Source organism: Burkholderia cepacia (assembly GCF_001039005.1).
GTDB lineage: Bacteria > Pseudomonadota > Gammaproteobacteria > Burkholderiales > Burkholderiaceae > Burkholderia > Burkholderia theae.
In genome coordinates, this window is sequence record NZ_LDWR01000018.1 from 79,767 (window position 1) to 106,282 (window position 26,516).

The 26,516-nt window shown below is 67.5% G+C and carries 25 protein-coding genes; 16 read left to right on the top strand and 9 right to left on the bottom strand.

Annotation, left to right across the window (positions count from 1 at the left end):
* Positions 1 to 47: 47 nt before the first annotated feature.
* A complete protein-coding gene (locus VL15_RS11350) occupies positions 48 to 314 on the bottom strand; it encodes a Txe/YoeB family addiction module toxin (RefSeq protein ID WP_048245577.1) in 267 nt (88 codons plus the stop codon).
* Entirely contained in the window at positions 311 to 571 is a 261-nt protein-coding gene (locus VL15_RS11355) for a type II toxin-antitoxin system Phd/YefM family antitoxin (RefSeq protein ID WP_011547275.1), read from the bottom strand. Before VL15_RS11355 ends, VL15_RS11350 begins: the two co-directional genes overlap by 4 nt.
* 222 nt (positions 572 to 793) lie before the next feature.
* Between VL15_RS11355 and VL15_RS11360 the strand changes: the two genes are divergently transcribed.
* Entirely contained in the window at positions 794 to 1,237 is a 444-nt protein-coding gene (locus tag VL15_RS11360; protein ID WP_048245578.1) for a GNAT family N-acetyltransferase, read from the top strand.
* Between the two features lie 57 nt (positions 1,238 to 1,294).
* Positions 1,295 to 1,513, top strand: coding sequence for a DUF1653 domain-containing protein (locus VL15_RS11365; protein ID WP_006480837.1), 219 nt, complete (start codon positions 1,295 to 1,297; stop codon positions 1,511 to 1,513).
* 21 nt (positions 1,514 to 1,534) lie between these two features.
* Here the strand turns inward: VL15_RS11365 and atpC are convergent, their stop codons facing one another.
* Both atpC and atpG read right to left on the bottom strand, forming a co-directional pair.
* Positions 1,535 to 1,993 carry an ATP synthase F1 subunit epsilon gene (gene atpC, locus VL15_RS11370; RefSeq protein ID WP_048245579.1) on the bottom strand — a complete coding sequence of 153 codons (459 nt, stop codon included), beginning with the start codon at positions 1,991 to 1,993 and terminating at the stop codon, positions 1,535 to 1,537.
* A gap of 10 nt (positions 1,994 to 2,003) precedes the next feature.
* Positions 2,004 to 2,873, bottom strand: a complete 870-nt coding sequence (gene atpG, locus VL15_RS11375; RefSeq protein WP_048245580.1) for an ATP synthase F1 subunit gamma — start codon at positions 2,871 to 2,873, stop codon at positions 2,004 to 2,006.
* A gap of 36 nt (positions 2,874 to 2,909) precedes the next feature.
* On the opposite strand from atpG, the gene VL15_RS11380 reads away from it, so the two are divergent.
* Genes VL15_RS11380 through fabI form a run of 4 tightly spaced genes read left to right on the top strand, consistent with a single transcriptional unit; the run spans position 2,910 to position 7,129 of the window.
* On the top strand, positions 2,910 to 3,992 hold the full coding sequence (locus VL15_RS11380) for a phosphate acetyltransferase (protein WP_419188662.1): 1,083 nt from the start codon (positions 2,910 to 2,912) through the stop codon (positions 3,990 to 3,992).
* Positions 3,993 to 4,003: 11 nt separating this feature from the next.
* Positions 4,004 to 5,212: an acetate/propionate family kinase gene (locus VL15_RS11385; RefSeq protein WP_048245581.1), complete on the top strand. Its 1,209-nt coding sequence runs from the start codon at positions 4,004 to 4,006 to the stop codon at positions 5,210 to 5,212.
* Positions 5,213 to 5,220: 8 nt separating this feature from the next.
* Positions 5,221 to 6,342, top strand: coding sequence for an alpha/beta fold hydrolase (locus VL15_RS11390; RefSeq protein ID WP_048245582.1), 1,122 nt, complete (start codon positions 5,221 to 5,223; stop codon positions 6,340 to 6,342).
* Positions 6,343 to 6,367: 25 nt separating this feature from the next.
* The gene (gene fabI, locus VL15_RS11395; protein WP_048245583.1) at positions 6,368 to 7,129 is read left to right on the top strand and encodes an enoyl-ACP reductase FabI; all 762 of its coding nucleotides are present in this window, start codon (positions 6,368 to 6,370) and stop codon (positions 7,127 to 7,129) included.
* A gap of 20 nt (positions 7,130 to 7,149) precedes the next feature.
* Here the strand turns inward: fabI and VL15_RS11400 are convergent, their stop codons facing one another.
* Together VL15_RS11400 and VL15_RS11405 are read right to left on the bottom strand one after the other, a co-directional pair.
* A complete protein-coding gene (locus tag VL15_RS11400) occupies positions 7,150 to 8,361 on the bottom strand; it encodes a winged helix-turn-helix domain-containing protein (protein ID WP_048245584.1) in 1,212 nt (403 codons plus the stop codon).
* A 396-nt stretch (positions 8,362 to 8,757) separates the two neighbouring features.
* Positions 8,758 to 10,146 carry an MFS transporter gene (locus tag VL15_RS11405; RefSeq protein WP_048245585.1) on the bottom strand — a complete coding sequence of 463 codons (1,389 nt, stop codon included), beginning with the start codon at positions 10,144 to 10,146 and terminating at the stop codon, positions 8,758 to 8,760.
* Between the two features lie 321 nt (positions 10,147 to 10,467).
* On the opposite strand from VL15_RS11405, the gene treA reads away from it, so the two are divergent.
* Positions 10,468 to 12,192: an alpha,alpha-trehalase TreA gene (treA, locus tag VL15_RS11410; RefSeq protein ID WP_048245586.1), complete on the top strand. Its 1,725-nt coding sequence runs from the start codon at positions 10,468 to 10,470 to the stop codon at positions 12,190 to 12,192.
* Positions 12,193 to 12,282: 90 nt separating this feature from the next.
* Here the strand turns inward: treA and VL15_RS11415 are convergent, their stop codons facing one another.
* Positions 12,283 to 13,770 (bottom strand): carbohydrate porin, encoded by a 1,488-nt coding sequence (locus VL15_RS11415; RefSeq protein ID WP_048245587.1) that lies wholly within the window; start codon positions 13,768 to 13,770, stop codon positions 12,283 to 12,285.
* A gap of 108 nt (positions 13,771 to 13,878) precedes the next feature.
* Positions 13,879 to 14,148, bottom strand: a complete 270-nt coding sequence (locus tag VL15_RS11420; RefSeq protein WP_048245588.1) for a hypothetical protein — start codon at positions 14,146 to 14,148, stop codon at positions 13,879 to 13,881.
* 1,069 nt (positions 14,149 to 15,217) lie between these two features.
* Here VL15_RS11420 and VL15_RS42660 point away from each other — a divergent pair.
* Positions 15,218 to 15,355 carry a hypothetical protein gene (locus tag VL15_RS42660; protein ID WP_164992047.1) on the top strand — a complete coding sequence of 46 codons (138 nt, stop codon included), beginning with the start codon at positions 15,218 to 15,220 and terminating at the stop codon, positions 15,353 to 15,355.
* 116 nt (positions 15,356 to 15,471) lie between these two features.
* On the top strand, positions 15,472 to 17,118 hold the full coding sequence (locus VL15_RS11425; RefSeq protein ID WP_048245589.1) for an NRAMP family divalent metal transporter: 1,647 nt from the start codon (positions 15,472 to 15,474) through the stop codon (positions 17,116 to 17,118).
* 119 nt (positions 17,119 to 17,237) lie between these two features.
* Here VL15_RS11425 and VL15_RS11430 read toward each other — a convergent pair whose 3' ends face one another.
* Positions 17,238 to 18,143, bottom strand: a complete 906-nt coding sequence (locus VL15_RS11430; protein ID WP_048245697.1) for a helix-turn-helix transcriptional regulator — start codon at positions 18,141 to 18,143, stop codon at positions 17,238 to 17,240.
* A 283-nt stretch (positions 18,144 to 18,426) separates the two neighbouring features.
* Here VL15_RS11430 and VL15_RS11435 point away from each other — a divergent pair, with 283 nt between their 5' ends.
* From VL15_RS11435 to VL15_RS11465, 7 genes are all read left to right on the top strand, one after another.
* Entirely contained in the window at positions 18,427 to 19,260 is an 834-nt protein-coding gene (locus VL15_RS11435; RefSeq protein ID WP_048245590.1) for a helix-turn-helix transcriptional regulator, read from the top strand.
* Positions 19,261 to 19,499: 239 nt separating this feature from the next.
* Complete coding sequence (sctV, locus tag VL15_RS11440) at positions 19,500 to 21,707, top strand: type III secretion system export apparatus subunit SctV (RefSeq protein WP_048245591.1); 2,208 nt, start codon at positions 19,500 to 19,502, stop codon at positions 21,705 to 21,707.
* On the top strand, positions 21,704 to 21,982 hold the full coding sequence (gene sctS, locus VL15_RS11445; RefSeq protein WP_009687668.1) for a type III secretion system export apparatus subunit SctS: 279 nt from the start codon (positions 21,704 to 21,706) through the stop codon (positions 21,980 to 21,982). Before sctV ends, sctS begins: the two co-directional genes overlap by 4 nt.
* The gene (gene sctC / locus VL15_RS11450) at positions 21,982 to 24,021 is read left to right on the top strand and encodes a type III secretion system outer membrane ring subunit SctC (protein WP_048245592.1); all 2,040 of its coding nucleotides are present in this window, start codon (positions 21,982 to 21,984) and stop codon (positions 24,019 to 24,021) included. Before sctS ends, sctC begins: the two co-directional genes overlap by 1 nt.
* Positions 24,002 to 25,348 carry a type III secretion system inner membrane ring subunit SctD gene (gene sctD, locus VL15_RS11455; RefSeq protein WP_048245593.1) on the top strand — a complete coding sequence of 449 codons (1,347 nt, stop codon included), beginning with the start codon at positions 24,002 to 24,004 and terminating at the stop codon, positions 25,346 to 25,348. Before sctC ends, sctD begins: the two co-directional genes overlap by 20 nt.
* A gap of 140 nt (positions 25,349 to 25,488) precedes the next feature.
* A complete protein-coding gene (locus VL15_RS11460; RefSeq protein ID WP_048245594.1) occupies positions 25,489 to 25,704 on the top strand; it encodes a hypothetical protein in 216 nt (71 codons plus the stop codon).
* Positions 25,705 to 25,853: 149 nt separating this feature from the next.
* Entirely contained in the window at positions 25,854 to 26,330 is a 477-nt protein-coding gene (locus VL15_RS11465) for a hypothetical protein (protein WP_048245595.1), read from the top strand.
* Positions 26,331 to 26,516 lie beyond the last annotated feature (186 nt).

A 26,516-nucleotide genomic window follows, 5' to 3' on the forward strand; every position in this document is an offset into this window, starting at 1 on the left:
CGCGGGTAAGCGGGTAAGCGCGACGCGCGTGACCGGGTAGCGCGCGGCTACTCGTAGTGGTAGTGGCAGGACACGATGCTGATCTGAAGATCGTCCGCCTCGTAGACCAGGCGGTTCGTGTCGTCGATACGGCGTGACCAGAAGCCGGACAGATTGGCCTTCAACGGTTCGGGTTTGCCGATGCCTTCGAACGGCGTTCGCTGGGCTTCGCGAATGAGCTGGTTGATGCGCTTGAGCGTCTTGCGATCCTGCCCCTGCCAATAGACATAGTCGTCCCACGCGTCGGAAGTAAAGAGCACGCGGCGTACGCTCATTCATCATCCTCGGCGAGCTTGTGTTCTTTCGCCTTGCCCTTGCGCAGTTGCGCGATCGAACGTTCGAGATGGGCGACGTTGGCAGGCGAGCGCAGCAAGTGAACCGTCTCCATCAGGCTGTCGTAGTAGTCCTGCGACATGATGACGGCGTTCGGCGCATCGCGGCGCGTGATGAGCGTGACGTCCGCGTCGTCGACGACCTGGTCGATGACCGTCTTCAGATTGCCGCGGGCATCCGAAAAATGAATCGTGCGCATGATCTGCCTCACTTGTACATATGGTTGTACAAGTATAGCACGGCGATGAAATATGTACGGGTTACCGTACAAGTTGCCGGGTGACCGTATTTGGCTGCTTGCCACCGTCCGGCGTGAGGATACGCATCCGTCAGGCCGCAGCGGGTTGGTCGTTCCGCTTGTAGCCCGCCGCACGGCGCGGTATCGTCGATGCTTCGCCTTCCCCCCGACCGGAGAACAGACGTGCCCGCTGCCACCCCCGCCACGCTGAGATTTTCCACCGACAAGCGCGAACTCGACATCGACGCGATCTTCGACTTCCTGCATCGCGACGCGTACTGGTCGCAGGGCATTCCGCGCGATGTGGTCGAGCGCGCGATCGAGGGTTCGCTGTGCTTCGGCGCATATGTCGGCGACCGGCTCGTCGGGTTCGCGCGGCTCGTCACCGATCACGCGACGTTCGCGTACTTGTGCGACGTGTTCGTGCTGCCGGCCGAACGCGGCAACGGCTACGGACGCGCATTGATCGACCACGTGTTCGCGCAGGAGATGGTGCAGCGCCTGCGTCGCATCATGCTCGTGACGACCGACGCGCACGAACTGTACAGGCCGGTCGGCTTCGGGCCGTCCGCGAATCCCGAGCGGCTGATGGAGATCCGCCGCCCCGATATCTACGCGAAACGCTGACGCGCGGCGCAGCGCATACAATACGCGCTTTCCGTTTTTGCCGAAGAGACGCACACCATGACCGAACAGGAAGCCGAACAGCTCGCGACGCATCGCCACTACAAGGGCGGGCTGTATCGCTATATCGGCGTTGCCCGCCATTCCGAAACCGAGGAATCGGTGGTCGTGTACGAGCATCTGTGGCCGCATGCGCGTGGGCTGTGGGTGCGGCCGGAAGCGATGTTCAACGGAAACCTCGAAGACGGCACGCCGCGCTTTCGCAAGCTGCGCGACTGAGCGCGGCACCGGAGCCGGTGTCTAGCCGGCGCTGCCCGGATTGTCGTAAGACGCCTGTTGTCGCAGCGCCATCGTGAAGAAGCGGCGGATTTCATCCGTCAGTTCCGCGCGGGCCGACGCGAAATCGAACGCGCGCCGGTTTTCTTGCGCGTAGCGCCGGCGCCAGTCGTCGGCCGCGTGCCGCGCTTCGCGCGCGCGCAGATCGTCGAGTTCGGGCGTGCGCAGCGCGTGATCGGCGATCAGCGTCACGCCGTCGCGGCTGACCTCCAGCACGCCGCCCGCGACGAGGAGGCGACGATGCTCGCCGGTCGGCGCATCGACGAGCATCACGACGCCCGGCCGGAGCCGCGTGAGCAGTGGCGCGTGGTGCGGGTAGATCCCCAGTTCCCCGCTTTCCCCCGGGGCGACGACGAAATGCGCGTCGCCCGCATACAGCACCGCTTCCACGCTCACGATGTCGAGCCTCATCGACGTCTTCATATGCACTCCTTCAGACTGCCGCCGCGCCGGCGACGATTTCGCACAGCTCGGTGGTGATCTGCGCCTGCCGCGTCTTCTGGTACAGGTGCCGCAGTTCGCGCAACACGCGGTCGGCATTGTCCGTCGCGGTCTGCATGCTGAACATGCGCGCGCATTGCTCGCATGCGTAGTTTTCGACGACGGCCTGATAGAGCGTCGCCTCGACGTAGCGCAGCAGCAACGTGTCCACGACCGGTTGGGGCGCGGGCTCGTAGAGATAATCGGACGCCGCCGCACCGTTGACCGGTGCGCCGGTGTCGAGCCCCGCGATCGGCAGCATCGCATCGATGCGCGGCTCGTACGCGAGCGGGCTCGTCAGCCGGTTGTACGCAACATGCACTTCGTCGAGCTCGCCGTTGACGAACGCGGTCAGCGGCACGAGCAGTGCGCCGAGCAACTGCTCGAAGTGCGGCTCGGCGGCCAGGCCGCTCGCACGCGCCGCGATGGTCGCGCCGTGGCGCAGCAGCGGCGCGATACCGCGCGCGCCGATCACGCTCAGTTCGCATGTGATGCCGGCCCGGTCCCAGCGTTCGAGCGCATCCACGCATTCGACGAGCAGCCGCGCATTGAGCGGGCCGCACAGCCCGCGATCGGTGCTGACGACGATCAGCCCGACGCGGCGCACGGTATCGCGTCGCGCCATCAGCGCCGATACATGGTCGGGCCGATCGCGCAGCACGCGTTCGGCCATCGCGCCGATGCGCGCCGCGTACGGGCGGAACTCGCGCGCACGTCGCTGCGCGCTAGCCATCTTGGTGCGCGCCATCATTTCCATCGCCTTGGTGATCTTGCGCGTGGACGAGGTACTGGCGATCTTCGAGCGGATTTCGCGTATGTGCATGTCAGGGGGCGGCGTCGCGGCCATCCGGATGTCATCGTGCGGCTTCATGCTATCGGGACTTCACCTGAAACGATTGACGAGAATCAAACGATTTCGCCCGGTCCCGCACCAGAATCCGTTCACGTGATCATTGCGAAGGGGGTGTCGATGACCGATTTCCGCACGCATCAGAAATACGAAGCGCTGGTCGAGCGTTGCCGTGCATTACGTCCAGTGACGGTCGCGGTCGCCCATCCTTGCGACGAGGTATCGTTGCACGCGGCCGTCTCCGCCGCCCGTGCCGGTATCGTGGTGCCCGTCCTGGTCGGCCCGGTGGCGCGGATCACGGCGCTCGCCGCGACGCTCGGCGTCGACCTGTCCGGCTATCGGCTCGTCGATGCGCCGCACAGTCACGCGTCGGCAGCGCGCGCCGTTGAACTGGTGCGCGCGGGCGACGCGCAGGCGCTGATGAAAGGCAGCCTGCATACCGACGAGTTGCTGGAGGAAGTGGTGCGTGCCGACACGGGGCTGCGCACCGGGCGGCGCCTGAGCCACGTGTTCATCATGGACGTGCCGACTTACCACAAGCCGCTGTTCATCACCGACGCGGCCGTCAATATCCGTCCGACGCTCGAGCAGAAGGCCGACATCGCGCAGAACGCGATCGATCTCGCGCACGCGCTCGGCATCGCCCGGCCGAAGGTGGCGATCCTGTCGGCGGTCGAGACGGTCAGCTCGAAGCTGCCGTCGACGCTCGACGCGGCCGCGCTGTGCAAGATGGCCGAACGCGGCCAGATCACCGGCGCGCTGCTCGACGGGCCGCTCGCGCTCGACAACGCGATCAGCCCCGAAGCCGCGCGGCTCAAGCATCTCGGTTCCGCGGTCGCGGGCGATGCGGACATCCTCCTCGCGCCCGACCTCGAGGCCGGCAACATGCTCGCGAAGGAGCTAACGTTCCTGGCGAATGCCGATGCGGCCGGCATCGTGCTCGGCGCGCGCGTGCCGGTGATCCTGACGAGTCGCGCCGACAGCGAACGCACGCGCCTGGCGAGCTGCGCGGTCGCGGTGCTCGTCGCGACGGCGGCGCGCGCCAAGGCGGCGCCCGTGGCCGCGCCGGCGGTTGCGGCCGACGCCCACTGACGGGGGCGGCGATGCGACATCCCGTACTGGTGCTCAATGCCGGCTCGTCGAGCCTCAAGTTCTCGGTCTACGACACGCGCGAGGATCGCTCGCTCGATGCGGGCCTGCACGGGCAGGTCGAGAACCTGCATGACGCGCCTCATCTGTTCGTGGCCGATGCGCACGGCGCGACGCTCGCCGACTGCGCCGTCGCGCGACCAGGGCATCAAGGCGCGATCGAAGCGCTGCACGCGTGGTTCGCGGCTCACGTCGGGCGGGAAGCGGCGTTCGACGGCGTCGGGCATCGGGTCGTGCATGGCGGCCCGTATTTCACCGCGCCGGTGCGAATCGACGCGCGTGTGCTCGATGCGATAGCGTCGCTTTCGCCGCTCGCACCGCTGCACCAGCCGAATCACGTCGACGCGATCCGCGCGGTTGCCGCGGTTGCGCCGAACCTGCCGCAGGTCGCGTGTTTCGACACCGCGTTCCATTCGACGGTGCCGGCGCTCGAACGGGAGTTCGCGCTGCCGCGCGCGCTGACCGAGCAGGGGATCGTGCGCTACGGTTTCCACGGGCTGTCGTACGAGTACATCGCGACGGCGCTTGCGGCGCTCGATCCGTCGTGGGGGCGGCGCCGGACGGTGGTCGCGCACCTCGGCAACGGCGCGAGCCTGTGTGCGCTCGCGAACGGCCGCAGCGTCGCGACGACGATGGGGTTCACGGCCGTTGACGGGCTGCCGATGGGCACGCGCACGGGCGCGCTGGACCCGGGCGTGATCCTGTACCTGCAGCGTCACGCGGGCCGGTCGCTCGACGAGATCGAGCATCTGATCTATGCGGAATCGGGCCTGCTCGGCGTGTCTGGCGTGTCGAGCGACATGCGCACGCTGCTCGCGAGCGACGCACCGTCGGCCGCGCACGCGGTCGAGTTGTTCGCGTACCGCGCGGCCCGCGAACTCGCCGCGCTGGCCGGCGTGCTCGGCGGTCTCGACACGCTCGTGTTCACGGCGGGCATCGGCGAGCACGCGCCGCGCGTGCGTGAACGGATCTGCAGCCGCGCGGCGTGGCTCGGCATCGTGCTCGACGACGCGGCGAATGCCGCCGGCCTGCCGGTGATTTCGAGCGACGCGTCGCGCATGACGGTGCGCGTGATCCCGACCGACGAAAATCTGATGATCGCGCGGCACACGCGCCGCGTGCTGGACGACGCGATCCCTTCCACGCGGTATTCGACCCGGTGAGACCTTCGATGACAGCACGCGACACATCTTCCCCTGCCGTCAGCGCCCCCGCGCTGCCGATTTTCTGGCCGATGGCTGCTGCCACCGCGATGTTTGCGGCCGGCTCCGAGATCGCCGCGCGCAATCTCCGCTTCCTCGCGGAAGAGGAGAAGCTCCACTTCGACACGCATCCGGCGCTGGCGTCGACGAACCGGCCTTTGCTGGAGTTGCGGACGATGACGTTTCGCGATTATTCGGTCGCGCCGGCGCACGGGTTGCCGACGATCGTCGATGCGCCGTATGCGGGGCACAGCGCGATGATCGCCGACTACCAGCCGGGGCAGAGCCTGATGCAGACGCTGCGCGAGCACGGCGTGACGCGCCTGTACCTGACCGACTGGCGCTCGGCCACCGAGGATATGAAAGACCTCGAGATCGACCAGTATCTGGCCGAGCTGAACGTGTGCGTCGACGAACTCGGCGGCCGCGTGAATCTCGTCGGGCTGTGTCAGGGCGGCTGGATGTCCGCGATGTATGCGGCGCGCTTCCCGCACAAGGTCGCGAGCCTCGTGCTGGCGGGCTCGCCGATCGACACCGACGCGGGCGACGGCCCGATCAAGCGGATGGTGCACACGTATCCGACGTCGTTCTACGAGGAACTCGTTGCGATGGGCGGCGGGCTGATGCGCGGGCGCTTCATGTTGCGTGGCTGGAAGAACATGCATCCCGACCAGCACTATCTGACCGAGCACGTCGACCTGTACGAACATCTCGACGATCCCGAATACCTGCGCAAGCGCGAGGTGTTCGCGAGCTGGTACGAAAGCCCGATCGACCTGCCGGGGCGCTGGTACCTGCAGGCGATCGTGCAGATCTTCAAGGAGAACCGGCTCGCGAACGGCACCTTCGTCGCGCTCGGGCGCACGCTCGATCTGAAGGACGTCGTGTGCCCGACCTATCTGCTCGCCGGCGAGGCCGACGACATCACGACGCCGGAGCAGGTGTTCGGGGCGCGCGACCGTCTCGGGACGCCCGCGTCGCGGATCGAGAGCCGGCTCGTGCCGGGCGGCCATATCGGCCTGTTCATGGGGTCGCGCACGCTGACGACGGTGTGGCCGGACATCGCGCGATGGATCGCGGCACAGCGCTAGGGCGCGGATCGACACGGAGGGCCACATGACGTTGCGGCACAAGCGGGGGCTCGTCGTCGGCATCGCGAACGAGCAGAGCATCGCGTGGGGATGCGCGCGTGCGTTTTGCCGGGCGGGCGCCACGCTCGCGGTGACCTGGCAGTCGGAGAAGACCTTGCCGCACGTCGAGCCGCTGTTCGCGCAACTCGACGCGCCGATCCGGATGCCGCTCGACGTCGGGCGGCCCGACCAGATGGCGGCGGTGTTCGACGCGATTGCGGTGCAATGGGGCGCGATCGACTTCGTGCTGCATTCGGTGGCGTATGCACCGAAGGCCGATCTGCACGGCCGCGTGGTCGACAGTTCGCCGGAAGGCTTCTCGTTGGCGATGGATACCTCGTGCCATTCGTTCATCCGGATGGCGAGGCTTGCCGAGCCGCTGATGACGCGAGGCGGGAGCCTAATGGCGATGAGCTATCTCGGCGCGGAGCAGGTTGTCGCGAACTACGGGGTGATGGGGCCGGTCAAGGCCGCGCTCGAAGCGAGCGTGCGGTACCTGGCGGCTGAACTCGGCGGCACGGGCATTCGCGTCAACGCGATTTCGCCGGGCGCACTGCCGACACGCGCGGCGTCGGGCCTGCCGGACTTCGACCGGCTGCTCGACGACACCGCGCGCCGGGCGCCGCTGCATCACGCGCCGGATATCGACGATGTCGGCGCGTTCTGCGCGTTCCTTGCGAGCGACGGTGCACGGGCGATCACCGGCGGCACGCACTATATCGACGCCGGCATCCACATGCTCGGTTAGCGTGCCGGCGGCACGCGGCGTCAGGTGCGCGCGAGTGCCTGCACGAGGGCCGGCGGCGCATGCGCGACCGTCACCTCCGGCGTGCCGTGCCACGCCGCGAGTTTCTTCACGGCCTTCGCGACGTCGGCCGCGAGCCCCGTGCCGAACCGCACGCCCGGCTCGACGTGCACGGCCTTCAGTTCGAACGTGCCGAGCGTGCGATGCGCTTTCGCGTCGACGCGGCCGACCAGCCGGCCGCGATGCAGCACGGGCAGGCAGAAATAGCCGTAGCGCCGCTTGTGCCCGGGCGTATAGCACTCGATTGTGTAGTCGAAATCGAACAGCGTCGATGCGCGCCGCCGATCCCATACGACCGGATCGAACGGCGACAGCAGCGTCGTGACCGTCGAGCGCAGCGTGTCGGCCGCGGCGGCCGGCAGCAACGCGTCGAGCGAACGATGCACGTAGGCCGGTTCCTTCCAGTCGCCGATCTCCACCGGAATCAGGTCGCCCGCGTCCGCGAGCCGCTCGAGCTCCGCGCGGTACGAACGGCGCGGCAGCCGGTAGTAGTCGGCCACCCAGTCCGCGCGCACGACGCCGAGCGCACGGCACGTGTAGTCGAGCAGCGCGGGCAGCACGGCGTCGCGCGGCGGCAGGTCGCGCGCGTCGTCCCAGTCGGGCAGCACGCGCTCGCGCAGGTCGTACACGCGCTGGAAATTGCGGCGCTCCGACACCATCAGGTCGCCCGTCGTGAACAGCACCTCCAGGTGACGCTTCTCGGGCTTGCGATCCCACCATCCGTTGCCCTTCACGCCATCCTCGCGAACGAAATCGGCCGACCGTACGGGGCCTTCGTCGCGAATCCGCGCGAGCAGCCGCTCGATGTCGGGACGATGCTGCTCATGCCAGTCGGCCGCGTATTTCCAGCCCATCCCCGACGGATCGAGCATCTTGTAGCGCATCAGGCCGAATTGCTCGACGGGCAGGAAACACGCCTCGTGCGACCAGTATTCGAACAGGCGCGCCTCGGCGAGATGTTCGTCGAGCCACTGCGGCGAGAAATCGCCGAGCCGGCTGAACAGCACGAGATACGGGCTGCGCGCGACGACGTGGATGGTGTCGATCTGCAGCTGTGCCATCCGGCGGACCGTGTCGAGCACGTCGGACTTGGTCGCCTTGCGGCGGGGCGGCGTCAGCAGGCCCTGCGCGGCGAGATGCAGCGCGCGGGCGGCGGCGGGCGAGAGCGTAAGCATCGGAATGGCGGCTGAGGGTGGAGGTCGGGCACCACTTTAGCGCGAATGCGGCGCACACGTGCGGCGCGCCGCTGCGACGCGTCTGACAATGCTTGACAGACGCGTTGCGCGAGTTTCCCTATAGTGCAGTTCATGGCGCAACGCTAAGCGTGCGCAACGATTCCGCTTCCGACGCACATATGTCAATGGCACGCAGGAAGCGAAGCCGGGATTCTCAACCCCCATCGGGAGACCCGGAGCCCTGAGCGGACATCCATGCGGCTGTGCACCGGCCCCGTGTGGATGTCCGCTGATTTTTTTTGTCTTTCCGGTTTTTCTCAGACTGCCGTGCCGACGTGTCATGCCGCGGCACGCGTTTCTCCGGGCCGTCATGCGACGCCCCGACATCCCCGCCACTTATTGCCGCTTGCCGCGCGCGACTTCGTCGCCGGCGCCGGGCGGCAGCCGCCGCGTGATCGGAATTGACGCGAACGAGCACAGCCCGACCACGACGAACGCCGGCCAGAAATCCGACCACACCATCGTCTGATGGCCTTGCAGCCAGTGCGACACATGCAGCACGAGGCCGGCCACTGTCACGCCGAGGCCGAGCGACATCTGCTGCACGACACTGCCGAGGCTCGTCGCGCGGCCCGCGTCGCGCGGCGAGATGTCCGCGTAGATCATCGAGTTCAGGCTCGTGAACTGCAGCGCGGGGAAGATGCCGCCGACGAGCACGATCAGCCAGATCGCCCAGGTCGCCATGCCGGGATGGAATACGCCATAGGCGGCAATCGCGAGGCCCGCGAATGCCGCGTTGTAGATCAACACCGTGCGAAAGCCGAAGCGGCGCAGCGTATGCGTGGCCGTCGAGCGGCTCACCGCGCCGCCGAGCGCGGACGCGCACGTGATGAGCCCCGAATGGAAGGCGGTCATGCCGAGCCCTTCCTGCAGCGCGAGCGGCAGCAGGAACGGCACCGCACCGAGCCCGATGCGGAACAGCGACCCGCCGACGACGCTCGCGTGGTAGGTAGGAATCTTCAGGAAGCTGAGGTCGAGCACCGGGCGCTCCTTGCGGCGCGCGTACGGCACGTAGAGCGCGAGCATCACGGTGCCGGCCACGCACATGGCGACGGCGTTCGAGCGCGACGTGAGCGAGCCATCGATCAGCGTGAGGCCCATCAGCAGCAGCGCGGCGCCGCTGGCCGACAGCAGGAAGCCGAACCAGTCGAGCGGGCCCGGATCGGGCTCGTGCGTGTTCGCGATGTGCTTGCTCGCGAGATAGATCCCGTAGATGCCGATCGGCACGTTGATGAAGAAGATCATCCGCCAGTGCAGGTAGGTCGTGATGAAGCCGCCGACGAGCGGCCCGACCGTGGGCCCGAACAGCGCGGGAATCGCGAGGTAGTTCATCGCGCGCACGAGATCGGAGCGCGGTACCGCGCGGAAGATGATGATGCGGCCGACGGGCACCATCATCGCGCCGCCGACGCCTTGTATGAAGCGCGCGAACGTGAGTACGCCGAGGGAATTGGAGGCCGCGCACATCAGCGAGCCGACGACGAAGATGCCGATCGCGGTGCGGAACACGGAGCGTGCGCTGAAGCGGTCGGCGAGCCAGCCGCAGATCGGGATGAACACGCCGAGGCCGACCACGTAGGCCGTGATCGCGATGTTCAGTGTGACGGGGCTGTGCCCGAAGTCCCTCGCCATCGCAGGCAGTGCGGTGACGATGATGTTCGCGTCGACGCTTTCCATGAACAACGCACAGGCAACGATGAGCGGTGCTAGAAAGACGGGCGACATGGGCTGGGCGCGCGGTAAAGACGCCATTATGCCCACAATGTGGTCGTTGCGTCACGTGCGACACTGGTTGTTCCGCATGTTGCAACAGTCGTTCCTGTTACGGCTTGTGAAAGAAGAGACGACTGCGGCGCGTGACATGACACATGACATCGGCCCGTCGTCGCGACCGCGAAACTTGCGTGCGGTGCGCGTTTCATGCGACAGTCGACCTCACTCGCATTCCGGATACAACGACGCGCATCGATCGAGGGCCATCGAGACGAGCGCGCGCGAACGAGACCTCGTGCCGATCCACTCACCATCGAAAGGAGGGGACACGTCATGACGTCACGTCGTGCCGCATCGATTGCATCCCGCTTGTCAGCCAGTCTCTCATCCCGTTCTGCTCCACCCGCGCCGCGTCTGCGCTGGGCGGCCGCGCTGGCCGTCGCGTATCTCGCCGTCGCCGGCTGTGCCGCGCAGGCCGACAATGCGAACCAGGCCGCCGCGCCAGCGGCCAGTCAGTCCGCCGTGCCGGCCGCGGTGGTCGCGGGCCCCGCGTCCGGCACGGTGCTGCCGCCGCCGAGCCAGCTCTACGGCGACCTGTTCGTCGCGGTGCAGACCGCGCAGATCTATCCCGACCAGAAGACCTTCGTCGACGCGACGCCCGATACCGATCCCGCGACGATCATGCAGTTGTATCAGCAACAGAAATCGCAACCGGGCTTCTCGCTGAAGGCGTTCGTCGGCCAGCACTTCACGCCGCCCCCGGAAGGCGGCGTGACGCCGCCGCCCGGCCAGACACTGCGCCAGCACATCGACTGGTTGTGGCCGCAACTCACGCGCACGAGCACGACGGTGCCGCCCTACAGTTCGCTGATTCCGATGCCGAAGCCGTACGTCGTGCCGGGCGGCCGGTTCCGCGAAGGCTACTACTGGGATACCTATTTCACGATGCTCGGGCTGCAGGTGTCGGGGCGCGAGGATCTCGTCGACGACATGCTCGACAACTTCGCCCACCTGATCGACACGATCGGGCACATCCCGAACGGCAACCGCACGTACTACGTGAGCCGCTCGCAGCCGCCGTTCTTCGCGTACATGGTCACGCTCGCCGCGCAGGCCGAAGGCGACAAGGTCTACCAGAAATACCTGCCGCAACTGCGCAAGGAACATGCGTACTGGATGCAGGGCGAAACCACGACGCCGCGCGGGCAGGCCGCCCGCAACGTGGTCGCGATGCCCGACGGCGCGGTGCTGAACCGTTACTGGGATGCGAGCGACACGCCGCGCGACGAGTCGTATCTCGAGGACGTGACGACCGCGAAGTCGGCGCCCGGCCGTCCGGCGAACGACGTGTACAGCGACCTGCGCGCGGGCGCCGAAAGCGGCTGGGACTACAGCTCGCGCTGGTTCGGCGACGGCAAGACGCTCGCGACGATCCGCACGACGTCGATCGTGCCGGTCGACTTGAACAGCCTGATGTTCCATCTCGAGACGACGATCGTGAAGGGCTGTACCGTCACGCACGACGTTGCATGCGTGAGCGATTTTTCAGGGCGGGCGGCGCGGCGCGCGGCCGCGATCAACCACTATCTGTGGAACCGCCACGGCTACTACGGCGACTACGACTGGCAGTTGCGCAAGCCACGCGACGCCGTGACGGCTGCTGCGCTGTATCCGCTGTTCGCGGGTGTCGCGTGGCCCGAGCGCGCGAAGGCGACCGCGCGCGAGGTACGCAACACGCTGCTGCAGCCGGGCGGCCTTGCGACCACGACCGCGAACACGGGCCAGCAATGGGACGCGCCGAACGGCTGGGCGCCGCTGCAGTGGATCGCGATCGAAGGGCTGCGCCGTTACGCCGAACCGGCGCTCGCGAAGGACATCGGTACGCGCTTCCTGTCCGACGTGAAGCATGTGTATGCAACCGAAGGCAAGCTCGTCGAGAAGTACGTGGTCGAAGGTGCCGGCACGGGTGGCGGCGGGGGCGGCGAATATCCGCTGCAGGACGGCTTCGGCTGGACCAACGGCGTCACGCTGAAACTGCTGGGGCTGTACGGCGAGTGACGCGCGACGCGTGCCGCGCGTTGCAGGCAAACGCACGGGCCGGACTGTCGCGCGAGCGGCCGTCCGGCCCGTGTTTGCATACAGGATGCGTCAGAACGTGATCGTCGTGCGCACGCCGACCACCGTTTCGTCGCCGATGCGCGCACCGGCCGCGTTCGGGTTCGGGATGCCGCCGCCCGGACGGAAGAAGTGCTGCAGGTCGGCCTGCAGTTGCCACCACGGCGTGACCTGATACTGATAGGTCGCCTCGACGACCGTCTCCGCGCGGCGCACCGGATAGCCGGGCGTCGTGTAGACGCCGGTGTCGCCGTCGAGGCCGCGCGAATGCGAGCCGATCTTCGCGTAGCCGACCGCGAGACCGGCGACGTCGTTGTCGCGTCCCTTGAACGGCGCCTTCAGCGTCACGCCTGCATTGGCGGCGAAATCGACGGTATTGCGATCGCCCGGCGCGCCCATCACGCGTGCGAACACGCCGACCGAGCGCGGGCTGTCCGCCGACGGCCGCCACACCATCTGGTCCGCGACCGCATAGAAGCTGTAGTTGCCGCGATGTGTCGCCGGAATGCCGTTGCTCGCCGGATTCGCGAGCGACAGGCCGTCGGTGCCGTAGCGCGGGTCGTTCGTGTGCTGCGACTGATACCAGAAGCCGAGCTTGTAGGTACCGGGCAGGCCGGCCGGCTGCGGCGCCTTCGGATCGGCCGGCGGCGCGTTCAGCGCGTACTGCACTTCGCCGATCACGAACGCGCCGCTGCGCAGGTTGAAGTTGGTGCCGTGCGCGTTCAGCACCTGCGCGTCGCCGTCGGTGCGGCCGGCCGGGTTGCCGTCGAACACGCCGACCATCGCGGTCCACGCATCGGCCGGCTTCACGCGCAGCCGCACGCCGAGCGACGACAGCGGATACGCGGGGCCGCCGGCCGGCAGGTCGGTCGACGGCAGCACGGGCCAGCCGAACGTGGCGTTCATGAACGTCGCCGCGTTCTGGCTCACCATGAATTCCTGGTCGACGCTCTGCTGGCCGATCTTCACGTCGGCCTTGCCGTCGAGGAACGCTTGCTGGTACCAGAGCTCCCACAGGCGCGTGGTCGAATTCGCTTCGATGCCGGTCGCGGTCTGCAGCGTCTGCAGGTAGCGCTGCGTGAGGTTGGTGCCGTGGATCTGCAGCCCGGACACGTTGAACGTGCCGCCCGGCAGGCCGATCGCCTTGCCCGTGTCGACGTTGAAACCGAATTGCGTGAGCCCCTGGTACGCGCCGCCGCGATTCGTGCCGCCGGACGTGTTGTACAGGTATTCGCTGGTTTCCTGCAGGCTCAGCGTGACGCCGTGATCGCCGAGCAGGTCACGCAGGCCGCCCATGTTGCCGAGCAGGTTCGAGCGCTCCCAGAAGCCGGTAGGGGCGGGCGCGGCAGCATCGGCGGCCTGTTGTGCGGGAGCGGCGGCATCGCTGGCGCCGGCCGCTGGTTCGGCCGCGGCCGGCTGCGACGATTGCGCGAACGCGGGCGCCGCGGCGAGCGACAGCAGCAGCGCGGCGAGCGCATTGAGGCGCGGCTTGCGCGGGACAGGTTCGAGGTAGTTCTTCATGTGGGTTCCGTCGGTGGTTTGATTAGTTAGGCTGAAGAAACGAAAACGTCGTGCGGAAAGCGTGGCGCGGCGGTACGTGGCACAACGCACCGCTGCGCGATGCGGGGCTTACGGCAACCAGCCGCCGACGCGCCACACCTGCGCGAAGCCGAGGCGCGACGCGGCCGAGCACAGCAGCGCGGCGAGCGCGATCGCGGCCGCCATCGCGGCGACCAGCAGGCAGTCGAGCGGGCGGGGCACGGCCGGCACATGGGCGAGCGCCGTGCCGCGCCAGTTGCTGAATGCGTGGGCGAGCGGCGAGAGGCCCGAAACGAACGAGCGGTCGCACGCGACGTGCACGATGCGCTTGAGTCTGACCGCGAACGATTGAAAAAACATGACGCTGCCTCCGTCCGGTCCGGCGGATGCCGGACGACGTGATCGAGCGCGGGCGCGTGACGCGGCCTGCGGTCGGAGGGTGGAACGTAATGGAGCGTGCAACGGACGAACCGGCGATGGCCGGCTCGGGGGAAGCGCGCTAACCCGACGAATGCGAGTTAGCGGCGAAAGACATGCGTCTGGCTGCTATCTCGCGATGGCTTGGCCGGCCTGGACCGGCATCCAACTGCAACTAGAACATGTGTCCACGGAGGGACTCCCTTGATGAATTGGGGCGGATTGTAGTCGCGACTTTTGCTGCGGTGCAAGTAAAAACTGCACAAAAATCGATGCACGTTGTGCGAGCGCTGCGACAGTCCGTTTCGGCGCAGGACTGGTGGAGTAGGGGACGACGACGGGCGCCGCGCCGTTGTTCGAGCGCATCGATTGGTGACCGCTTCGTGACGCGTTGAAAGGTTTCGGCACGTGGTTTCAAGGGCAAATCTTTCAGTGTCCCGAGGCGGGAAAATTATTTCGAGAAATGGGGTTTCGAGGGGTTGACTTCACTTTCGGGCGGTCCATAGAATCCGGCATCTTCACTCTTGGGGCCGCCGCCTTGGACGCCTGCAGTAGTCGATCTTCGACCGAAATTTCCGCCTGAGCGACCGACGTCCGCGCCTCATCGAAGCCGCCGTTTGTCACCCAGGCAAACGGTGCGCGCAGCAGTATTCCGCAGTCACTCCCTACGTGCACCCTGATTCGCGCCGGTTAGCGTGATGCGTTTTCGCATGCGCCGTCCGGTTTCTCCGCCGCCTGGCAGGCGGCCGCGTTCGCGCACGCCTTTTCCGGGTTCGCGAATGCCGGCCGCCAAACCGGTCGGCGGTCAACCGTGTTCTCCGGAACACCGCACAGGAGCCGCCATGAACGACAGTGACAGTTGTCCCTTATGCCCGTTACACGCACAGACCCTTTTGAACCCGGGTCGCAGGGACAATCCGGCCGACTAGCCTGACACATCGTTCAGGCCCCGGACTGGCCCCGCACCCACCACGCGGCCGGCACGCCTGCCGTCGCCGCACGGAGCCAGACCATGAACTTCGGCCTTCTGCTGTCGAACCTTCCGCACGTCACGGAATCGCGTCCCCACTACGACGGGATGCTGACGCTCGACGCCCGTCCGCGGGTGTTCTCCCGCCTGCTGAACCAGCTGAAATCGTTGTTCCACTGAAAGAAGCGCCGAGCGCGCCTCGGCATGCGCACGCGCGGCCGCCATCGAGCGGCCGCCCCGCGCGCATCCCAAGGTCACACGCTCATCAGATAACCCTTAGCCGTACGGAATAAATCATGTCCACGCCATCCAACGTTTCTCCACCGATCGCCGCCGAACGCAGCGCCGTCCTCGACGAAGCCCATCTGGGCGACATCCGCGGTGCGCTCGGTACGATCGCACGTCACGACACCGGTGCACGCGGTACGTGGTGGGCGCGCCTGCGCACGCTGCTCGCGATCATCGGCCCCGGCCTGATCGTGATGGTCGGCGATAACGACGCCGGCGCATTCGGCACCTATACGCAGGCCGGCCAGAACTACGGCACGACGCTGCTGTGGACGCTGCTGCTGCTCGTGCCGGTGCTGTATGTGAACCAGGAAATGGTGCTGCGCCTCGGCGCGGTCACGGGCGTCGGCCATGCACGCCTGATCTTCGAGCGCTTCGGCAAGTTCTGGGGTGCGTTCAGCGTGATCGACTTGTTCCTGCTCAATGCGTTGACCATCGTTACCGAGTTCATCGGCATCACGTTCGTGCTGGATTTCTTCGGGCTGCCGAAGGTGGCCGGCGTGTGCGTGGCCGCCGCGTTGACGATGGCCGCGGTGAGTACCGGGGATTTCAGGCGCTTCGAGCGGTTCGCGATCGGGCTGTGCCTGCTGAGCCTGCTGCTCGTGCCGGTGCTCGTGTCGATCCATCCGCCGGTTGCACAGATGACGCGCGACTTCTTCGTGCCGAACTGGCCCGCGCACGCCAAGCTGTCGGACGTGATGCTGCTCGTGATCGGTATCGTCGGCACGACCGTTGCGCCATGGCAGTTGTTCTTCCAGCAGAGCTACGTGATCGACAAGCGCATCACGCCGCGCTTCATGAAGTATGAGAAGGCCGACCTGTGGATCGGTATCGCCTTCGTGCTGGTGGGTGCGGTCGCGATGATCGCGTTCTCGGCCCAGCTGTTCGCGGGTCACCCGGAATTCGGCAACTTTACCGATGCCGGCGGCGTGATCGCAGGGCTCGAGAAATATGCGGGCCGCACGAGCGCGACGCTGTTCGCGGTGGCGCTGCTCGACGCGTGCATCATCGGTGCCGCGGCCGTGTCGCTGTCGACCGCCTATGCGATCGGCGACGTGTTCAAGATCCGTCACTCGCTGCACCGTAACGTGTCGGATGCGAAGGGCTTCTATCTCGTCTACTTCGGCATCGTCGCGGCCGCCGCGGCGCTGGTGCTGATCCCGGGCAGCCCGCTCGGCCTGCTGACGGAAGCCGTGCAGACGCTCGCGGGCGTGCTGCTGCCGAGCGCGACCGTGTTCCTGCTGCTGCTCTGCAACGACCGGCAGGTGCTCGGCCCGTGGATCAACTCGACGAAGCTCAACGTGTTTACGGGCGCGGTGATCTGGGTGCTCGTGATGCTGTCGATCATCCTGACGGCCTCGGTGATGTATCCGGACATCAGCGGCGAAGCGATCCTCGACGTGCTGGTGGGCGGCAGCGTGTTCGCGATCGTCGGTTATCTCGCGACGGTGCTGATCCGCCGCTACAAGCGCGTCGTCGAACCGGGCGTGGACCGCTCGCAGCGCGACACGTGGCGGATGCCGCCGCTCGAGACGCTCGAGCCGCAGAAGATGACGCTGACGACGCGCGTGTGGATGACCGTGCTGCGCGGTTATCTCGTGATCGCGGTCGGTCTCGTGATCGTGAAGGTCGTGCAGATGACGCTGATGAAGTAACGCAGGACGTTGTCCAGGAAGCGGCGCCGGACCCGGCACCGCGCCGCAACCCGCACATGCCGGCCGTGAGGCCGGCATGTGCGTTTACGCGTGCGCTTTTCGCATGCGCCGTGCGGCGGTCAGATCAGTTCGAGCTTCGACGTCAGGTACGTGAGCTGGATCCGGTTCGCGACGCCGAAGCGCTTGCGCAGCTTGCGCAGGTGATAGTCGACGTTGTGCGCGCTGGTGTCGAGGCGCCGGCCGATTTCCTTGTCGGACGCACCTTCGGCGATGCCGAGCAGCAGTTCCTGCTCGAACGGCGTGAGCCCGTTGACCGTGCGCTCGCGCGACGTCGAGATCAGTTGCGGCGACGCGAACTTGTGCACCGACAACCCGATCGACAGCGCCTGCTCGATCGTCGCCGGCGTGATCCATTCGCGCGTGCGGCGCGGCGCGGTGAAGCTCATGAACGCGTGCAGCCGCGTGCCGGGCACGGCCATCGAATACATGATGCCGCTGCACATCCCGTCGTCCTGCATCGTCTGCAGGAAACCCTCGAGCGCGGCCGGCGTCACGCGCGGGGCGTCGTCGCGCTCGCGATGCTCGCGGCGCAACTGCTGCAGGTCCCACACGATCGGCATGTTGCATACGCGTGCGCCGAGCGTGCGCGGATCGACGTCGTGATGATTGTGGCGCACGTAGTCGCCGCGATAGGTGGCCGGCGTGAACGCTTCGTGCAGGTAGAGACTCTCGACCCGCTCGCGCGCGAATTCGAGCGCGAAATACGCGAACGTCGAAAAGCCCGTCAGATGCAGCAGGCTCGTGACGATCCGGTTGCGCTCGGCCGTGCTCTGCGCGAGCGCGAGCGTATCGGCGACGCCGAGCTTCGGCGCGTGCGGTTGCGCGATATCGCCGCGCTTCACGTCGTCGCACCAGACGACCTGCACGCTACGCTCCCGCAGCGCGTCCGCGCAGGTGTTCAACCCGCGCGGCGGGCGGGGAAAAATTGGGGCGACCGCTTCTTCATGCAATGCAATATCGGACATGAGCCATCCCTCGGAATCGACGCGCATCGCCTGGCGGCGGCCGTATCGTGTACGGCATTCGCGGCGGTGCGATCGAGCATCGTTTTGATATGCGCCGACCGTCATCCCTGACGAAACGCGGGGGCATTGTACAAAAATGCCCGTGTACGCGTAATATGCCGTAATACTAATTGCGGCGAAAGTTTCATATTCGCACGCATATAACGACGACCAGAAAATCATAAAGAAAAGACCAGATCGTGACGGGGCGCAGTTTCACATATTGGGAAAGGGCGGGCTCCTCATGACACATGCTGACGGCGCACCACGCGTCGAATGGTTTTCGCAAGCCGATATAACGGCCGCTGCCGCTTATTCGAATGAATATCAGGCAATCGAGCGTGACGTTTTTACCGGCATTCAAATTGCACCCGGTAAAACCGACTTCGCGCCGGTCGATTTCGTGCAATGCCATGCGCGATTGCGGCAAATCGGTTTCAGTACGCTCAGTTACGGTGCGTACGAAATGATCGGGCGGCGCATTCTGTGCGCGCATCTGCTGCGCGACCTGGCGCCGGCGACGTTCATGCAGCCGTTTATCGAAGGCATGCTCTACGAAAGCGACCCGCGCTTCGCGCAGGTGCGGCAGAGCGGTTTTCCGGTCGCGTGGCGGCTCGACGAGATCGAGGCGGCCGCGCAGGGCAGCGGCGACCGCAAGGTGCTGGCGCTTGCCGGCCATCTGCGCGCGCACGCGATGAACAGCGGCGTGCTTTTCAGCCTGTCGGCGCCGCGCCTCGACCTGCGCGTCGCGGTGAACGTGACGTCGGAGACGCACGGCACCGACTGGATCGACGATCGCGTGATCGGAGGCGCGCTGTCGGTGAGCCTCGCCGTGCATCGCGTCGCGCTGCCGTTCCTCGAGGCGCGCATCGCGCGCATGCGCGGCTTCGCGCTCGGCGACGAGCAGCAGCAGGTGCTCGACCGTCTCGTGCACGGGCTGTCCGACCAGGAGATCGCGAGCGCGTTGCGCACGTCGCTGCACAAGGTCGGCCACCACATCCGCTCGCTCGAAAAACTCTTCAACGTGCAGAACCGCGCGCAGCTCGCGTACCTCGCCGCGCGGCGCCTGCAGCCCTGACCTGACGCGCGCGTCGGCGGGCCACAGCAGGATGGAAGCGGTTCCGGCGGCGCGTGCCCGCAAGCGCCGCCGGGTTTCGTAGTCCGATCCGAGCGCCGCCGGGAAACGCGCTTTCACGCTACGAGGCGCATCCCTTTTTCCATCGATCCGCGTCGCTACACTCGTCCCATTCAACGGTCCGCGCAGCATGGGGGAGGATTGCCCGTGCCAGCCGGTAATAACGACAGGACAACGGCACGATGGCAGAACCGAAGGCGCTCCCCCGCGACTGGCAGCGGTTGTTTTCCGCTGGCCGCGGCGTGTCCGGACGGCGTCTCGGGGGCGCGTCGCCGCGCGCCGACCTGTTCCTCGCGACGTTCATCGTCGCGGTCGTCGCGCTGTTCATCCTGCCGTTGCCGCAGGCCGCGCTCGACGGGATGATTTCGCTGAATCTTGCCGTGAGCGTCGTGTTGCTGACGGTGTCGACCTACGTGCCGTCGGCGGTCAGCTTCTCGTCGTTTCCCGCGCTGCTGCTGTTCACGACGCTGTTCCGGCTCGCGCTGAACATCGCGTCGTGCAAGCTGATCCTGCTGCACGCGAACGCGGGCCACGTGATCGACGCGTTCGGGCGGCTCGTCGTCGGCAACAACGTCGTGGTGGGCGGCGTGGTGTTCCTCGTGATCGCCGTCGTGCAGTTCATCGTGATCGCGAAGGGTTCGGAGCGGGTGGCCGAAGTCGGCGCGCGCTTCTCGCTCGACGCGATGCCGGGCAAGCAGATGAGCATCGACGCGGACCTGCGCGCGGGCATCATCAACGCCGACGAAGCGCGTGAGCGCCGCGAGAAGCTCGAACAGGAATCGCAGATGCACGGCGCGATGGACGGCGCGATGAAGTTCGTGAAGGGCGACGCAATTGCGGGGCTCGTGATCGCGTTCATCAACATCGTCGCCGGGATCGCGGTCGGCACGCTGATGCACGGGATGGATATCGGCGAGGCGCTGCAGCGTTACGCGATCCTGACGGTCGGCGACGGGATGGCGTCGCAGATCCCGTCGCTGCTCGTGTCGATCGCGGCCGGCATCGTGACGACGCGCGTCGCGACGCGCGATGCGCGGCAGCGCCAGCTTGGCGAGCAGCTCGGCGAGCAACTGGGTGCGCATCCGCGCGCGCTGCTGATCGCGGCGTTCGTGCTGACCGGTTTTCTCGTCGTGCCCGGCTTTCCGAAATGGTCGTTCGCGCTGATCGCGTTCGGCCTCGGCGCGTTCGCGATTTCGCAGCTCAAGCGCAAGACGACCGCGCCGATCTTCAACCTGATTCATGTCGCGGGGCGTGTCGGCTCGGCCGACGACGGCCAGCCCGCGAAGGTGTCGCACGCGGCGGGCGTCACGTCGCTGATCGCGGTGTCGCTGTCCGACGACCTGCGCACGAGCCTGAACCTTGCGCAACTGCAAGCCGCGCTGTCGAGCGCGAAAGCGCGCGTCGACGCGGATATCGGCACGGTGTTTCCGCGCATCACATTGAACGACGACGAAGGCGCCACGGCCGGCACGTACCGGATCTACCTGCAGGACGTGCTCGCCGCGCACGGCGCGCTGAAACCGGGCTGGCTGCTGTGGGACGGCGTCGCGCCGCTGCCCGAACGCGCGGAGCGCCAGCCGGCCGAAGCGTTCGGCCCGTTCGCGACCGCGCTGTGGATCAAGCCCGACGGCGCCGCGCCGGACGGCAAGTGGCTGTCGAGCGAAAGCGCGCTCGCCGCGCACGTCGAGCAGATCGTGCGCCAGCATGCGGACGAGCTGCTGGGCATCCAGGAGACGCAGGCGCTCGTGCATCTGGTGCGCCGCGAGCACCCGGAACTCGTGGGCGAGCTGACGCGGCTCGTGCCGCTGCAGCGCGTGACCGAGGTGCTGCGCCGGTTGCTGGCCGAACAGGTGCCGATCCGCAACCTGCGGGTGATCTTCGAGAGCCTGATCACGTGGGCGCCGAACGAACCCGACGACGTGATCGCACTGGTCGAGCTCGTGCGCGTCGACCTGCGCCGGATGATCACCGATCGCCATGCGGGCACGACGCGCCAGCTGCGGGTCGTGCTGTTCGAGCAGAACCTGCAGGAGCGGATCGAGAGCGCGGTGATGCGCACCAAGCAGGGCAATTTCCTCGCGCTGTCGAGCGCGGTCAAGCAGGACATCGGCGACCAGGTGCGCGCGATCGTGCAGGCCGCGCAGGCGGCCGGCCCCGGCGGCCACGGCAATACGCACGGCGCCGCGCGGCTCGCGGTGATGGTCGCGCTCGGCGCGCGTCGCTACGTGAAGACGATCCTGCAGCCGGTGCTGCCCGAACTCGCGGTGCTGTCGTATCAGGAGGTCGAGGAGGACGTGCAGCTGCACACGGTCGGCTGGGTGAAGAACCCGCCGGACGACGGCTCGGTCGGCGCGGGCGCTGGCGTGCGCGCGCCGGGAGCCGTGTTATGACGAGCTCGACGATCCTCGACCTGACGCGCCAGGCGCTGATGCTCGTACTGCTGCTGTCGCTGCCGATCGTGCTGATCGCCACCGTCACGGGCCTTGTCGTCGCGATCCTGCAGGCCGTCACGCAGGTACAGGACGCCAACATCGGCATCGCGGTGCGGTTGATCGCCGTGATGGTCGCACTCGTGCTGCTGTCGGGCTGGCTCGGCGGCGAAGTGCTGCGCTTCGCGCAGCAGGCGCTGGAACGCATGTTCGTTTCTTCCACTGGAGTTTTTTGATGCATCGACGCGTCGCCCCGATCCGGTTTCAACCGCGCAGCCTGCAACGGGCCGCGCTCGCCATGTGCGCGACCGCGCTGCTCACGGCGTCGCTGTGCATGGTGCCCGCGCACACGGCCCGCGCCGCGGACCTGCGCTGGCGCAACAAGCCGTTCACGATCGTCGCGAACGGCAAGAAGATCGGCGACTTCATCCGCGAGCTCGCGTCGTCGCAGGGTGTGACGGCGGTGGTCGACCCGAAGGTCGACGGCGTGATCAGCGGCCGCTTCTCGGGCACGCCGCAGGAGACGCTCGAAACGATCTGCGCGACCTACGGGCTCACGTGGTACTACGACGGCTCGTTCCTCTACGTCGATCCGGCCGACCAGTCGCAGACGCAGATGATCCCGATCCCGCCGAATGCGGCCGGCGAAATCGGCCGCGCGCTGCAGGCGATGCAGATTCCGGACAAGCGCTACACGCTGGTGATCAACGACCGTTCGAACAGCGTGTACGTGGCCGGCCCGCGCCGCTACGTCGAACTCGTGCGGCAGGCGGTCGGCTCGGTCGGCGATCCGTCGGCGAACGGCGCGCACGCGGACATCCGCGCGTTCCGGTTGAGGTACGGCTGGGCGTCGGATTTCACGATCAACCGCTCGGGCAAGGAAGTGACGGTGCCGGGCGTCGCGACGATCCTGAGCCGGCTGTTCGGCAAGGGCGGCGGCACGAACGCGCTGCCGTCGAGCACGCCGCTCGGGCAGGCCGCGCGCCAGGTGAAGCTCGGCTCGGGGCTGACGATCGCGGTGCCGCGCCTCGACTTCCCCGACATCTCCAGCGGCCCGCGTGCGGGCGGTTATAGCGGCGACAGCAGCGCGGTCGGCGGGATCTCGCCGTTCGCGAACGCCGGCGGCGGCGACGCGCTGCCGCAGATCGTCGCCGATCCGGCGATCAACGCGGTGATCGTGCGCGACCTGCCGGAGAACATGTACCGCTACCAGTCGCTGATCAACCAGCTCGACGAGCGGCCGCGCATCGTCGAGATCAACGTGACGATCATCGACATCAACGAGGATTCGCTCGACAGCCTCGGGATCGACTGGCGCCTGCACACGACGCACGGCGACGTGCAGATCGGCAACGGCGCGAATCCACTGAACGGCAACACGCAGTACAACGGCTCGGGCAATCCGCCGCTGACGTTCGGCGTCGGCACGTCGGAAACCGGGCAGACGGGCACCTTCCTGCCGACCGGCATCGCGCTGACCGCGTCGATCGGCGGCTCGCTGCGCAACTACCTGCTCACGCGCGTGAATGCGCTCGCGCAGAAGGGGCAGGCGCAGTTGCGGTCGAAACCGAAGGTGCTCGCGCTCGACAACACCGAGGCGATCCTCGAGAACCTCACGCAGTTCTACGTGCAGGTGCAGGGCTACCAGGATTCGTCGCTGTACAGCGTGACGACCGGCACGAGCATCAAGGTGACGCCGATGATCGTCGACGAGGCGATCCGCAACGCGGCTGCCGTATCCGGCAACCCGCAAAGCGTGATGATGTCGATCGACATCCAGGACGGCAACGTCGTGCAGGGCCAGGCCGTGTCGAACATCCCGGTGATCCAGCAGCGCAACATCGTCACGAAGTCGATGATCGACGAAGGCAAGAGCCTGCTGATCGCGGGGTTCAACGACGACGAGGTGAAGCTGAACAAGAGCGGCGTGCCCTGGCTGTCCGACATTCCGCTGATCGGCAACCTGTTCAAGTACACCGACAAGTCGGGCAACCACATGGAGCGGTTCTACCTGCTGACGCCGCGCGTGGTGACGAGCGCGTCGATGTATGCGCCGGACGGCTCGCCCGTGAACCCGGGCGCCGACGGGCCGGCCAATCCGGAAGGCGTGTCGATGTATCGCCCGCCGGACAACGACGTCGTGGTGCCGCTGACGCCGAAGCCGCTGCCCGGCACGAAGTTCGGTCCGCCCGCATTGCCGCCGCCGAAGGATACGGCGGCGCAGCCGGCGACGACGACCGCAGGAGCCACCACCCATGTCGACGACCATCATTGACCCGCACGGCGACGGCGCATTGCCCGGCGGCGCGGGAGGCGCGGCGGCAGGGCCGGCCGCGCTCGCGTCGCCGTGGAACCTGTGCTTCCTGAGCGGGCCGATGTACGGCCGCACGATGTCGCTCGCGCGCGGCGCGAACTGGGTCGGCACCGCGGCCGACTGCGAAGTGATCCTGCCCGATCGCGAGATCGGCGCGAAACAGGTGTGCCTGCAGGTCGGCGCGCTCGCGGTGACCGTGCAGAACCACGGCGGCGAGGCTGGCGCGCCGGTGCTGTTCAACGACGAACCGCTCGGTGCGGGCCGCCGCTCGATGACGCCGCACGACGTCGTGACGGTCGGCTCGATCCGGCTCGGCATCGCGCGGCACGCGCAGGCGAGCGTCGCGCTGCCCGACGAAGCCGACGCGCCGGACACCGCGCGCGAGGCCGCGTGGCTCGGCTGGCTCACGGGCGGCCTGCGCCGGCTCGGCAGCCGGCGGCTCGTGATCGCGCTGGTCGCGCTGTGGATCGGCGTGCTGCTCGGCGCGCTCGGCTACGGCTTCGTCACGTGGTCGGGGCGCCTGCCGTGGCAGCACGAATCGGTGCTCGCGCGCACGCACCGGCTGCAGCAACTGCTGCACGCGTATCCGGAGCTGGCCGTCGCGCCGCGCGACGACGGCGTGATCGTGTCGGGCTACGTGAGCGACCCGGCCGCGCGCGAACGCGTCGCGCAGATCGTCGCGGGCGTGGACAACGCGGCGCTCGGCAACATCTACGTGGTCAGCGATCTCGTGGCGACCGCGCAGACCTATTTCAGCGATACCGCGCTGACGGTCGCCTATCTCGGCCGCGGCCGGATCGAGCTGACGGGCGCGGCCGCGCGCGCGCAGATCGAGCCGCGCATCCGCAACTACATGAAGGACGCGCGCCCGGCGCTCGAAGTGGTCGATCACGTGCGCGACGCCGATGCCGATCCGGCCGCGCCGCACACGGCGACGACGCTCGGCGGGATGGCCGGCATCCCGGAGATCACGACCGTGTTCGCGGGCGACGGCGACCAGCGCTATCTCGAGACGGCGGACGGCAGCCGCTATTTCGAAGGCGCGCGGCTGAAGGAGGGCGCGGTCGTCGTGTCGATCGGTCCGGACGCGGTCGTGTTCGAGCGCAACGGCCAGCGCATCACGATGCCGCTCGGCGGCCCGTCGGCGAACGCGCCCGAGCAGGCGCCGGCGCCGCCCGTGCCGCCGCTCGCGAGCGGCGCGGCGGCCGGGGTCGCGCAACCGGTGCCGGGACCGACGCTGCTGCAGGACGCGGCGGCGATCGGGGCCTCGAAGGAGGCGGCGCACTAGCGCCGCGACAGGACATGCGCATCGCGTAACGGCGGTGCGCGCATTACGCGGGACGCCGCACGCGTGCGGCGGCTCACGTCGCCGGCGGGGCATGGGGCCGCCGCCGGAAGATGGATGGACATCACGCAAAGGAGCGAATCATGCCAGGCCCGACCAGCAGCACCAGTGCAACCAACACGAACCAGGTCCAGCAGCAGGCGGACGACCTGACCAAGACGCAGCTCGAACTGACGAAGATCAACTTCCAGGTCCAGCAGTCGACCGCGACGTTCGAAACCAGCAACGCAGTAACCGCGCAGGAAGGGACGGCGAACGCCCAGGTTGCGCAACACCTGAGTTCCGCCGGCCGCGCATGACGCCGGTCGCCGGCCACGCCGCGCGTCGCCGTGCGCAGGGTCTGCCCGCGAAGGGCACCCGGTGGCGGATGCGCGCGTGCCGGCCGGCCTGTTCCGGGCGGGCCCGACCGATCCGGTCCGGCGCCTGCCAGCCAAGGAGGGCATAGATCATGTCAGTGACAGGCGTAGGCGCGGCGCCGCCGGGCGCGGCCGCGCTCGCGGGCGCCGCGCAGCAGACGGGCTCGGCGTCCGATCCGGCGCAGGTGCGCCAGTTCGATGGGCTGATGCAGCCGGGCGCATCGCCGGCCGCGCCGCCGTCTTCGTCGGGCGTCGCGATGTCGCGCGCGCCGGCGGATGCGGCGCCGGCCGTGCAGATGACGCCCGCGCAGGCGAACCAGTCGTCGCTGGTCGAGCGGTTGCGCACTTACGGCAACGATCTCGACACGCGGTACGCGAACATCGACAAGCATCGCGGCGAGATGCTGACGTCGATGGCGGACAGCCACAGCGATCCGTTGATGACGATGGTGAAGGCGATGGATTTCCAGTGGACGGCGACCACCACCATTTCGGAATACCAATTGAGCCTGTCGGTCGCGCAGGCGGCGAACGGCTTCACGCACACGGTGCTGAAGACGCAGGAGTGACAAGGGCCTGTTCCCGCTCATAACGGGCTTGCGCTGGCCGCCAGAAGGGCCGAGCGCGAGGAATGGGACGAAGCGAATACTCAACGTATTCGCTAGGAGCATGACGCGGCGATCGGCCCTTCTGGCGGCCAGCCCCTGGATGAAATTTTGTTAGTGTCGGGAACGTGCCTTGCCGGCCGCATTGCG